This is a genomic window from Streptomyces cavernicola, from assembly GCF_029968035.1.
Lineage (GTDB): Bacteria > Actinomycetota > Actinomycetes > Streptomycetales > Streptomycetaceae > Streptomyces > Streptomyces cavernicola.
The window spans coordinates 106,596-117,876 of record NZ_JASCIQ010000029.1; the positions used below are offsets into that span (position 1 = coordinate 106,596).

Below are 11,281 nucleotides of genomic sequence, written 5' to 3' on the forward strand. Positions count from 1 at the left end.
CGGCGGTGGTCCGACCGCGACAATGCCTCTGGCGTCAGCACGCCAAGGGTGGGTACGCGGCCGTTCCGTGCCGCGCGGCGCGCACGCTCGTTCTTGTCCATGGGCGGTTGTCGCCGCCAAGGGCGAGCCGGCCGAAGGAGAACGACCGATGGGCGAGGGGTACGCATGACCGACACCGGCCAGGTTCCGGGCGAGGGACTGCCTACGAGTACAGGCGCGGTGGACAAGCCGGGCGTTCCCGCACCCGGCCCGTACCCCTACGTGGACCCCGCGGCCGCCGCGGACGACGACGACCTGCTCTTCATGCCGGGTGCCCACAGCGCCTGGACCGAGGGCCAGCCGGGCTACGCGCCGGAGGCCGCCGGGTACGAGCAGGCGGCCCCCGGCTTCGACCGGACGGCGGGCCAGGAACAGGCCGCCGGTCAGGAACAGATTGCGGTCGTGCCCGAGGCGATCCCGTACGAGCAGGCTCCGCAGGTGATGGGTGTGCAGGACGCGCACCACGCCCAGTACCAGGCGGTGCCGCAGGAGTTCGCCCCGCAGCAGGCCGTGGTTCCCGAGGCTGTGGCCCCCGAGGCCGTCGCGCACGTGCCCGGCGCGCACGAGATGTCCGGCCGCGACAGCGGTTCCGTGAACCTCGCCGACGTACGACTGTCCGGCTCGCCCGCCGCGCAGCAGGGCGGCACGCACGGCGGACAGCAGCCCGCGATGGCGCAGGCGGCGCAGGCCGACGCCAACGGCGACGCGAACGGCCGTCGGCCGCTGCACATGGGCCCGCCCACGCCGGCCGCCGCGAGCCCGGTCCGCTCGCTCGCCGACCGTGGCCCGGCCACCGCCACGCCGCCGCACGCGATGCAGGTCCAGGTGCAGGCGCAGCCGCAGGACTCCGGGCAGACCCTGTCCGGCCCCGAGTACCTGGACGTGCCGCGTGCCGAGAACGGGCCCGAGCACGGGTCCGGAAACGGGGCCGGGAACGGTGTCCCGCAGGGGCCGCAGCTCGGTGAGATTCCGCTCCAGGGCGCGATGCCGTGGTCCTCGCAGCCGCCGCAGGAGCCGGCGTACGAGGGTGCGGGACCGGTGCCCGTCCCGGGTGCGGAGGCCCAGGACGGAACCGTTCCCGGTGCAGAAACGGTCGTCCCGGCCGCCTCAACCGGCCCTGGGGAACTGCCTGTTGAGGCTCAGCCCGTCGGCGAGTTCGTCCCGGTGGAGGGCTCGATCCCGTCCACCCCTCACCTCGCCCCGACTCCGCCCCAGCCGCTGCGCATCCCGCAGGAGGAGCCGGTCGGCGTCGAGCCGGCGGCCGAGGAGGCCGTGGTCGAGGAGCCGGTGACCGAAGTGCCGGTGACCGAGGAGCCCGTAGCCGAGGAGCCCGTGGCCGAGCCGGTGGCGGAAGCGCCGGTCCAGGAGGCCCCGCAGGCTCCTGAGGTCCCGCAGACTCTCCAAGCCCCGCAGACTCCTGAGGTCCCGCAGGTTCCTGAGGCCCAGGAGGCCGAGGCCGAGGCCGCCGTCCCCGCCCCCCGCGACAGCGAGAGCGCGGAGCCGGACGCCGCCGCAACCCCCCAGCACGTGCACGAAGCGGAAGCCGAGACAGAGATCAAGACCGAGCCCGCCACCGAGCCCGAGGCCGCGGCCGAGACGCCCGGCGAAGTCGCCCAGAACGCCGCGGAGCCCACCGAGCCCACGGAGACCACTGAGCCCGCAGCGGCACCCGAAGCCGAAGCCGGGGCTGAGGTCGCCGTCGAAGCCCAGCCCCAGACCGCCGAGCCCGACGCGACGGAGCCGGAAGCCGAGCCCGAGGCACAGCCCGTACTCGAAGCACAGCCCGCCCCCGAGGCGCAGCCCGCACCCGTGGCCGTCGAGCCGCAGGCCGAGGCCGTTCCCGAGGCGGCGCACGCGCCCGTCGAGCAGGCCGAGACCGCCGAGGTCACGGACATCAACGAGCTCGTCGAGGACACCGAGGCCGACGAGCCGACGGCGGCGCCTGAGCCCGTGGCCGTACCCGAGCAGGCCCCCGCGCCCGAAGCCGCCCAGGCGGGCCACGCGGACCAGGCCCAACAGGCCCAGCAGCCCGAAGAGATCGCCCAGCCCGCCCAGGCCGAGCAGGCAGGACAGGCCGTCCAGGTCGAGGAGCCCGCGACGCAGGCCGAACAGCCGCAGCCCGCCGAGGAGTCCGCAGCCGAACCGGACGCGACCACGCCGGTCGACGCGGGCGCCCCGGCCGAGCAAGCCCCCGCGCCCGAGGCCCCTGAAGCCCCCGAGGCGCCCGAAGCCCCCGTCAGCGCCCCGGCCCCCGCGTACGACGAGGCCGAGCGTGAGGCCGTCCTGCGCGTGATGCGTGAGCGCCGCGACATCCGCAACGGCTTCCGCAGCGACCCGATCCCGCACGAGGTCCTGCTCCGCGTCCTGGAGGCGGCGCACACCGCGCCGTCCGTCGGGCACTCGCAGCCCTGGGACTTCGTCGTCATCCGCTCCGCCGAGACCCGGCAGACGATGCACGAACTGGCCACCCGGCAGCGCGAGGCGTACGCCAAGTCCCTGCCCAAGGGCCGCGCCAAGCAGTTCAAGGAACTGAAGATCGAGGCCATCCTCGACACCCCGGTGAACATCGTCGTCACCGCCGACCCCACCCGCGGCGGCCGCCACACCCTCGGCCGGCACACCCAGCCGCAGATGGCCCCGTACTCCTCCGCGCTCGCCGTCGAGAACCTCTGGCTCGCCGCCCGCGCCGAGGGCCTCGGCGTCGGCTGGGTCAGCTTCTTCGACGAGCGCGAGATGGTCCGTACGCTCGGCCTGCCCGAACACCTCGAAGTCGTCGCGTACTTGTGCGTCGGCTACGTCGACGAGTTCCCGGACGAGCCCGAGCTGATGCAGGCCGGCTGGTCCAAGCGCCGCCCGCTGTCCTGGGTCGTGCACGAGGAGACGTACGGCCGCCGCGCCCTGCCCGGTGAGGAGCCGCACGACCTGCTCGCCGAGACCGTCGCCAACATCCGCCCGCTCGACGCCAAGGCGCTCGGCGAGGCGTGGGAGCGGCAGAAGCGGATGACGAAGCCCGCGGGCGCGCTCGGCATGCTGGAGATCATCTCCGCGCAGCTGTCCGGCCTCTCGCGGATGTGCCCGCCGCCCATCCCGGAGCCCGCCGCCGTGGCGATCTTCGCGGGCGACCACGGGGTGCACGCGCAGGGCGTCACGCCCTGGCCGCAGGAGGTCACCGGCCAGATGGTCGCCAACTTCCTTGGTGGCGGCGCCGTTTGCAACGCGTTCGCGAACCAGGTCGGCGCCGAGGTCTGCATCATCGACGTGGGCGTCGCCTCCGACCTGCCCGCCACCCCCGGCCTGCTGCCCCGCAAGGTCCGCGCCGGCACCGCCGACATGACCACCGGGCCCGCGCTCGCCCGCGAGGAGGTCAAGGAGGCCATCGAGGTCGGCATCGACACCGCCCGCGACCTCGTGGCAGCCGGCAACAAGGCGCTGCTCACCGGTGAGATGGGCATCGCCAACACCACCGCGTCGGCCGCTCTGATCTCGGTGTTCACGGGCGCCGACCCGGCCGAGGTGACCGGCCGCGGCACGGGCATCAACGACGAGACCCTCGCCCGCAAGACCGATGTCGTACGCCGCGCCCTGGAGCTGCACCAGCCCGACCCGGCCGACCCCATCGGCGTCCTCGCGGCCGTCGGCGGCCTCGAACACGCCGCCATGGTCGGCCTGTTGCTGGGCGGTGCCTCGCTGCGCACCCCGGTGATCCTCGACGGCGTCAGCGCCGGCGCGGCTGCCCTGGTCGCCCGCGCCATCGCCCCGGAGGTCCTCGCGGCCTGCATCGCCGGGCACCGCTCCGCCGAGCCCGGCCACGTGGCGGCGCTCAACAAGCTGGGCCTGCGCCCGCTCGTCGACCTCGACCTGCGCCTCGGCGAGGGCACGGGCGCGCTGCTCGCGCTCCCGGTCGTCCAGTCGGCGGCCCGCGCGATGCACGAGGTGGCGACGTTCGACTCGGCCGGGGTCACGGAGAAGTGAACTAGCCCGTCCGGCGTTTGAGGACAGAGGCCGAAGGCCGATTCGGGGGTCCGGGGGCGAAGCCCCCGAAGCCGTCCGCCAGGACTTCAGGGAAGGGGCGGGGTGGGGAAGAGCACCGCCCCGCCCCGTACCCTGTACCCGCACCACAAACCCCCACGTCAGACCCGTGCCGCTCCACCGCCGCAGCGGCGCACGCCCTCCGCACCAGGAGCAGCAGCACATGGCTGAACACCCCGCCTACCCCGTAGGACTCCGCCTCTCCGGCCGCCGCGTGGTCGTACTCGGCGGCGGTCAGGTCGCCCAGCGCCGCCTCCCGGCCCTGATCGCGGCGGGCGCCGACGTCCACCTCGTGTCGCCGTCCGCGACCCCGTCCGTCGAGGCGATGGCCGACTCCGGCGAGATCACCTGGCACCGCCGTCCGTACGCAGCCGGGGACCTCGCCGACACCTGGTACGCGCTCATCGCCACCAGCGACCACGCCGCCAACGAGGCAGCCTCCGCCGAGGGCGAGGCGAACCGCGTCTGGTGCGTGCGCTCCGACGACGCCGCCGCGGCCACCGCCTGGACCCCGGCGACCGGCCACTCCGACGGCGTCACCGTGGCCGTGCTCGGCGACCACCCCGACCCGCGCCGCACCGCCGCCATCCGCGACACGGTCGTCGAGGGCCTGCGCGACGGCACCCTCGTCGCCCCGCACCACCGCCCGCAGGCCCGGAGCGTCGCCCTCGTCGGCGGCGGCCCCGGCGACCCCGACCTGATCACGGTCCGCGGCCGCCGCCTCCTCGCCCAGGCCGACGTGGTGATCGCCGACCGGCTCGGCCCGCGCGACCTGCTCAACGAACTCCCGCCGCACGTCGAGGTGATCGACGCGGCGAAGATCCCGTACGGGCGGTTCATGGCGCAGGAGGCCATCAACAACGCGCTGATCGAGCACGCCAAGGCCGGCAAGGCCGTCGTACGTCTGAAGGGCGGCGACCCGTTCGTGTTCGGGCGCGGGATGGAGGAGGCGCAGGCGCTGGCCGAGGCGGGCATCGCCTGCACGGTCGTGCCGGGCATCTCCAGCTCCATCAGCGTGCCGAGCGCGGCGGGCATCCCCGTCACGCACCGCGGCGTCGCGCACGAGTTCACCGTCGTCAGCGGGCACGTCGCGCCCGACGACGAGCGCTCCCTGGTCGACTGGGCGGCCCTCGCCCGCCTGCGCGGCACCCTCGTCGTACTCATGGGCGTCGACAAGATCGGCAAGATCGCCGAGGCCCTGATCGCCCACGGCCGCGCCCCCGAGACCCCCGTCGCCCTAGTCCAGGAGGGCACGACCGCGACCCAGCGCCGCGTCGACGCCACCCTGGCCACGGTCGGCGAGACGGCGAAGGCCGAGGACGTGCGGCCGCCCGCTGTCATCGTGATCGGCGAGGTCGTGGGCGTCGGCGTCCCGTCCGTCCCGGCGAAGCCCGAGGCGTGACCCCGGCGACCCTCGCGCTGTAACCTCGGGTAACTCTCTTCTCTCGAGCCGTTGGCACCACCCCTTGGACAAGGCAGTATCACCCTGTGGCTGATCTCATCACCGTCGACGACCCCGACGACCCGCGCCTGAGCGACTACATCGGACTGACCGACGTCGAGCTGCGCCGCCGGCGCGAACCCGTCGAGGGCCTGTTCATCGCCGAGGGCGAGAAGGTCATCAGGCGCGCCCGGCACGCCGGTTACGAGATGCGCTCCATGCTGCTCTCGTCCAAGTGGGTCGACGTGATGCGCGACGTCATCGACGAGGTCCCGGCCCCGGTGTACGCGGTCAGCCCGGACCTCGCCGAGCGCGTCACCGGCTACCACGTGCACCGCGGCGCCCTCGCCTCGATGCAGCGCAAGCCGCTGCCCACCGCGGGCGAACTCCTCGCGGGCGCACGGCGCGTGGCCGTCATGGAGGCGGTCAACGACCACACCAACATCGGCGCGATCTTCCGCAGCGCCGCCGCCCTCGGCATCGACGCGGTCCTGCTCTCCCCGGACTGCGCCGACCCGCTGTACCGCCGCTCCGTCAAGGTCTCGATGGGCGCGGTCTTCTCGGTCCCGTACGCACGACTCGAAGCCTGGCCGAAGAGCCTGGAGTCGGTCCGCGAGGCGGGCTTCAAACTCCTCGCCCTCACCCCGGTCGAGAAGGCCTCGACGCTCGACGACCTGGCCCCGCACCGCATGGACCGGGTGGCCCTGATGCTCGGTGCGGAGGGCGACGGCCTCTCCCGGCAGGCCCTGATCGCGGCCGACGAATGGGTCCGCATCCCGATGGCCCACGACGTCGACTCCCTCAACGTCGGAGCGGCCGCGGCGGTCGCGTTCTACGCGGTGACGACGGGCCGCCCGCAGGCCTGATCCGCTACGGGGAGCGGGTACGGCGCCAACGCCCCGTACCCGCCTAGTAGTTGAAGCCGACCGGCGACGCGTCCGCGGTGGCGACGGCCACCGCGCCCTGCAGCGAGCTCCGCTCAAGGCCCCGCGCCGGCCCCTGGCAGCCCTGCGCGGCCGCGATGCCCAGGGCGACGAGCAGCGTGACGACCACGAACACGATCAGCCGCTGCCGCAGCAGCCGCGGGTTGGCGGGGCCGCGGCGACCGGTGCCGGTGGCGCGCGGCGCGCTCGCACGGCCGCCGTTGCTGCGCGGCGCGGGCCTGCTCCCGGACCGCGAACCCGTACGCGAGGACGCTGGACGCCCGCCCGTGCGCGAGCCGTTGGTCCGCGACGACGGCGGGGGAGTGGCGGGCGCCCGCCGGGTGCGCTGCGCGGTGTCGTCCGAGACCCGGGTGGGCCGCTGCTCGGCGAGCCGGCCGGAGGAACGCTCCGCCGCGCGCTCGCCGGGACGGTCCGCGGTGCGCCGCGGCGCGGGCGGGCGCGTGTCCGTGGCACCGAGGCCCTGCGCCTCCCGGGCCGCGATCTCCTTGAGCCGCAGCGAGAGTTGCAGCGTGCTCGGCCGTTCCTCCGGGTCCTTCGCGAGGCAGGCCCGCACCAGCGGAGCCAACGCGTCCGGCACCCCGGCCAGCTGTGCCTCCTCGTGCACCACGCGGTACAGCATCACCTCGGAACTCCCGTGCCCGAAGGGCGAGTCACCCATCGCGGCGTACGCGAGCGTGGCCCCGAGCGAGAACACGTCCGTCGCCGGGGTCACCGCCGCCCCGCGCACCTGCTCGGGCGCGAGGAAGCCGGGCGAGCCGACCGCCGTACCCACGTGCGTGAGCGTGGACGCGCCCGTCGCCCACGCGATGCCGAAGTCGATGATCCGCGGACCCTTGGGCGACAGCAGGATGTTGGACGGCTTCAGGTCCCGGTGGACCACCCCCGCCTCGTGCACCGCGACCAGGCCCTCCGACAGCGCGGACCCCACGGAGGCCACCTCGGCCGCGCTCAACGGGCCGTCCTCCGCCACCTTGTCGTGCAGCGAGGGCCCCGGGACGTACTGCGTCGCGAACCACGGGCGGTCCGCCTCCAGGTCGGCGGCGACAAGCCGGGCCGTGCAACCGCCCCTGATCCGGCGCGCGGCGGACACCTCGCGGGCGAACCGCGAGCGGAACTCCTGGTCCTCGGCGAGATCGGGCCTGATCACCTTGAGGGCGACCCGCTGCCCGCGCCGGTCGGAGCCGAGGTAGACGACGCCCATGCCGCCCGCGCCGAGCCGCCGGTGCAGCCGGAACGAGCCGACGACACGCGGATCCTCGCGCCGGAGCCGCATCATCGCCATCCGAATCCCTGCCGCCTCGTCGCCTGTTGCCCTGACCAATTGACGTGCCACAGCTTACGTTTCCGCGCCCGCGTGCGCTCATAGGCCGCGCCTTCGCGGCCCGGTCGATTGTCAGTGCCGGATGGGAAACTTCAGTTGTGGTCAGGAGAGTTGGCCGCCGGAGCCGCCTGGCTTCCGGCAGACATCAACGTGCCGTCACACAAGGGGGATTGACGCCATGAAGGGTGACCGAGTCGAGATAGTGGTCGATGCCGGCGACACGACGAGGACGTACGAGGTGGTGGCGAGCAGGGCAGGCCGCCGGGTCGAGACCAGCGTCCGCAGGGGAGTGGTGGAAGTGAGCGAAGTCACGCGCAACGGCACCGCGGTGCGCACGGCCCGCTTCATGGCGGCCCGTGTCCTCGCCCTGGTGGAACAGCCCGTGCCCCGCGAGGAGGCCTCGGAGACCGAAGCGTCCTAGGGGACCCGGCCCGCCGTCTCCACCCAGGGGAGTACGGAAGGGGCCACCGGCTCATCCTGCGGGAGGCCCGCCAATCGGTACGAGGGCATGACGTCACGGCCCGCGCCCGCCCCTAGATTTGAGGTCAAGCGGCGGGTGCAGCACTCGTCCCCCGAGGTCAGGCACCCGCCGCTGCCAGAGACGACAGGAGAGGGAGCATGGCGGACACGGCAGCGCGGACACTCGTCCGCACGCAGGGACGCAGGGCTCACGCCGCGTTCGGCGGCCGCCGTTCCGGCACCCGTCACCCCTTGGTGGCGACGGCCATGGTGCTTCCCCTGGCGGCCCTGCTCGTAGTCGTCTTCGGCGGCTGGGAAGCGGTGGTCGTACAAGCGTCGTCCGTGGGCGCGATGCTGGGGCGCTGAGCGGCGCCCCGGGCCCGGAAGAGCGGTCCGGGCGGGGACATCCGGCCATGAAACCCCGTGGGGACGGGGGTGCGGCGGACGGCACCGAATGCCCGCGCAGCTGGGGAGCTGCGCGGGCATTTACCTGCCCGGGGGAGCTCGGTGGCCGGTCCGTGCGGCCGCGTAGGCTCACAGCCCGGTGCGCCCGCCCGACCGCGCGCCGGCCAGGCGCACACCACAGGGGGATCCGTGAGCAGTTCCGTCGCGCGGGCGCTGACCGCCACCGTCAGAGCGGCGGCCCACGGCCCGCATGCGGAGTGCACCTGCCCCGCCCGCCCCACGGTCCTCGCCGACCGCGACGACGGCACGGTCGTACGGGACGGCGCCACCGTCGCCAAGGCCCACGCCCCGGACACCGACCGCACCGAGCTCGCCGCCCGCCTGGCCGTCGCCGCCCACCCCGCCCTGGCCGGAGTGCTGCTGGCCCCGCTGGACCTCCCGGCCGCCGAACTCGACGGCCGCCAGGTCACGTTCTGGCCGCACGGCACCCCCGTCGACGCGGACGCCCCGCAGGAGGCGCCCTGGGAAGAGGCCGCCGCCCTCCTCGCCCGCCTGCACGCCACCCCCGTCGAGGCCCTGCCGGGATCCCTCCCCGCGATGCGCGGACCGCACAAGGCCGCTCTCGCCGTGGCCCGGATGCGCCGCACCGGCCCGCCCGAGCAGGTCGCCGCCGTGGTCGAGCGCGCCTGGTCGGCCCTGCCGCCCTGGGCCCGCGCCGAGTCGACCGCGCCGGGCCCGGCGCGGCTGTGCCACGGCGACCTGCACCTCGGCCAACTCGTCCGGCACCCCGCGCCGCATGGCCCGTGGCTCCTGATAGACGTCGACGACCTGGGCCTCGGCGACCCGGCCTGGGACCTGGCCCGCCCGGCTGCCTGGTTCGCGGCCGGCCTGCTCGCTCCCGAGGAGTGGCTCCGCTTCATCGGCTCGTACGCGGCGGCGGCCGGCCCGGCCGTGCCGCTCGACGCCGACCCTTGGCCCGTGCTCGACGTCCCCGCGCGGGCGCTCACCGTGCAGACCGCCGCCCTCGCCGTGGCGAAGGCGACGGCCGCGCGGCGGGAGTTGGACGAGGTGGAGCTGGCCCTCCTGGACGCCTGTGACCGGATGGCCTCCGTCCCACCGCAGTTGCCCGCCGAGGCCGCCAAGTAGGGTTCCCACCAAGGCAACCGGGCACCGGTCCCGGTGAAGCAGTCCCGACCGGCGAGGAGTTGAGCCGACGATGCAGTGTCCCAAGTGCCGTGCACCCATGCAGACGTACAACCGCAACGGCGTTCAGATCGAGCAGTGCAACGGCTGCCGGGGGATCTTCCTCGACTACGGCGAGCTGGAGGCCCTGACCCGCCTGGAGTCGCAGTGGGCCCAGCAGGTCCCGCCGGCTGCGCCCCCGGCCGCTCCGGCGCCGGCCCCCGCCCCGCAGGCCTACCCCGCGCCGCAGCAGCCGGCCTGGGGCGCCCCGCACCCGGGCCACGGCCACCACGGTCACTACCGGCAGAAGAGCTTCGGCCGGATGCTGTTCTCGTCCTGACGCACAGCCGGGCTCGGGCCCGTCCCGAGCCCGGCGCTCAGGCGCCCGTACATGAAAACGAAGAAGCCCCCGGCCGAGGGCTGGGGGCTTCAACTCGCGTGGACGATACTGGGATTGAACCAGTGACCTCTTCCGTGTCAGGGAAGCGCTCTCCCGCTGAGCTAATCGTCCTCGGGACCACGAACTCGAAGGTCGTGGGTACTGCGTGCGCGATACTGGGATTGAACCAGTGACCTCTTCCGTGTCAGGGAAGCGCTCTCCCGCTGAGCTAATCGCGCGGGGCCCGTGCAGCGTACCGGAGTACCGGGCAGTGGACGATACTGGGATTGAACCAGTGACCTCTTCCGTGTCAGGGAAGCGCTCTCCCGCTGAGCTAATCGTCCTTGGAGGTGGAGACGGGATTTGAACCCGTGTAGACGGCTTTGCAGGCCGTTGCCTCGCCTCTCGGCCACTCCACCAGGAGCGTGGGAGTTCGGGAAGATCCCCCACATCCTGAGCGGACGACCAGGCTCGAACTGGCGACCTCAACCTTGGCAAGGTTGCGCTCTACCAACTGAGCTACGTCCGCTTGTTCTCCGGGGCGCTTGGCGCGTCCCGGCGACGTGTTGAACTCTAGCGGATTCCCGGCCTAGTACAAAAACGCGTTTGCGCAGCCTGCATCGCTGCCACCTGCGCCGGGGCGGTCCGAGGCACGCCGCCATAGACTCACAGCCGTGCACAACCCCCCGTCGACGTTCTCCCCGATGGCACGTTTCGGCAGCCTCCTGGCCACCGACCTGCGTGATGTCACCAGCGACCCCACTGCTCTGGACTCCTCCGGCTTCTGGGCCGTGAGCGCGGACTTCGAAGGGCGCCTCGTCTGCGCCCGCTTCGACCGCGTACGCGAGGAGCCGGTGCCGCTGCCCGTACCCGGCCGCTGGCACGGCCCCGCCGCCGGCGACTGGACGACATCGCTCGACCGCGCCGCGTACACGGCGGGCGTCCGCCGCATCCGCGAGCACATCGCGGCCGGCGAGGTGTATCAGGCCAATCTCTGCCGTGTGCTGTCCGCGCCGCTGCCCGACCCGGCCGCCGCGGACGTGGACGCGCTGACCGCGCTGCTCGCCCGCGGCAATCCCGCC

The 11,281-nt window shown here is 73.9% G+C and carries 8 protein-coding genes, 5 tRNA genes and 1 pseudogene; 8 read left to right on the top strand and 6 right to left on the bottom strand.

Going from position 1 to position 11,281, the window contains the following annotated elements:
• Window positions 1-165 precede the first annotated feature (165 nt).
• The 3 genes from cobT (at window position 166) to QIS96_RS25505 (ending at window position 6,375) form a co-directional block, all read left to right on the top strand.
• Window positions 166-4,011 carry a nicotinate-nucleotide--dimethylbenzimidazole phosphoribosyltransferase gene (cobT, locus tag QIS96_RS25495; protein ID WP_282545072.1) on the top strand — a complete coding sequence of 1,282 codons (3,846 nt, stop codon included), beginning with the start codon at window positions 166-168 and terminating at the stop codon, window positions 4,009-4,011.
• A gap of 220 nt (window positions 4,012-4,231) precedes the next feature.
• Window positions 4,232-5,470, top strand: coding sequence for a uroporphyrinogen-III C-methyltransferase (cobA, locus tag QIS96_RS25500; RefSeq protein ID WP_282545073.1), 1,239 nt, complete (start codon window positions 4,232-4,234; stop codon window positions 5,468-5,470).
• Window positions 5,471-5,556: 86 nt separating this feature from the next.
• On the top strand, window positions 5,557-6,375 hold the full coding sequence (locus tag QIS96_RS25505; protein WP_282545074.1) for a TrmH family RNA methyltransferase: 819 nt from the start codon (window positions 5,557-5,559) through the stop codon (window positions 6,373-6,375).
• A gap of 43 nt (window positions 6,376-6,418) precedes the next feature.
• On the opposite strand, the gene QIS96_RS25510 is transcribed toward QIS96_RS25505, so the two are convergent.
• On the bottom strand, window positions 6,419-7,741 hold the full coding sequence (locus QIS96_RS25510) for a serine/threonine-protein kinase (protein WP_282545087.1): 1,323 nt from the start codon (window positions 7,739-7,741) through the stop codon (window positions 6,419-6,421).
• Window positions 7,742-7,952: 211 nt separating this feature from the next.
• Between QIS96_RS25510 and QIS96_RS25515 the strand changes: the two genes are divergently transcribed.
• From QIS96_RS25515 to QIS96_RS25530, 4 genes are all read left to right on the top strand, one after another.
• Window positions 7,953-8,195 (top strand): hypothetical protein, encoded by a 243-nt coding sequence (locus QIS96_RS25515; protein ID WP_282545075.1) that lies wholly within the window; start codon window positions 7,953-7,955, stop codon window positions 8,193-8,195.
• Between the two features lie 197 nt (window positions 8,196-8,392).
• Complete coding sequence (locus tag QIS96_RS25520) at window positions 8,393-8,599, top strand: hypothetical protein (protein ID WP_282545076.1); 207 nt, start codon at window positions 8,393-8,395, stop codon at window positions 8,597-8,599.
• A gap of 228 nt (window positions 8,600-8,827) precedes the next feature.
• The gene (locus tag QIS96_RS25525; protein WP_282545077.1) at window positions 8,828-9,784 is read left to right on the top strand and encodes a phosphotransferase family protein; all 957 of its coding nucleotides are present in this window, start codon (window positions 8,828-8,830) and stop codon (window positions 9,782-9,784) included.
• A gap of 70 nt (window positions 9,785-9,854) precedes the next feature.
• A complete protein-coding gene (locus QIS96_RS25530) occupies window positions 9,855-10,160 on the top strand; it encodes a TFIIB-type zinc ribbon-containing protein (RefSeq protein WP_282545078.1) in 306 nt (101 codons plus the stop codon).
• 99 nt (window positions 10,161-10,259) lie between these two features.
• Here the strand turns inward: QIS96_RS25530 and QIS96_RS25535 are convergent.
• The 5 genes from QIS96_RS25535 to QIS96_RS25555 all read right to left on the bottom strand — a co-directional run bounded on the left by QIS96_RS25535 (window position 10,260) and on the right by QIS96_RS25555 (window position 10,728).
• Window positions 10,260-10,331, bottom strand: a tRNA-Val gene (locus tag QIS96_RS25535).
• A gap of 35 nt (window positions 10,332-10,366) precedes the next feature.
• Window positions 10,367-10,438, bottom strand: a tRNA-Val gene (locus tag QIS96_RS25540).
• 33 nt (window positions 10,439-10,471) lie between these two features.
• Window positions 10,472-10,543 (bottom strand) — tRNA-Val (locus QIS96_RS25545).
• Between the two features lies 1 nt (window position 10,544).
• A tRNA-Cys gene (locus QIS96_RS25550) sits at window positions 10,545-10,618 on the bottom strand.
• Window positions 10,619-10,655: 37 nt separating this feature from the next.
• A tRNA-Gly gene (locus QIS96_RS25555) sits at window positions 10,656-10,728 on the bottom strand.
• 175 nt (window positions 10,729-10,903) lie between these two features.
• Between QIS96_RS25555 and QIS96_RS25560 the strand changes: the two are divergent.
• Window positions 10,904-11,281, top strand: a pseudogene (locus QIS96_RS25560) (chorismate-binding protein); the annotation flags it as partial.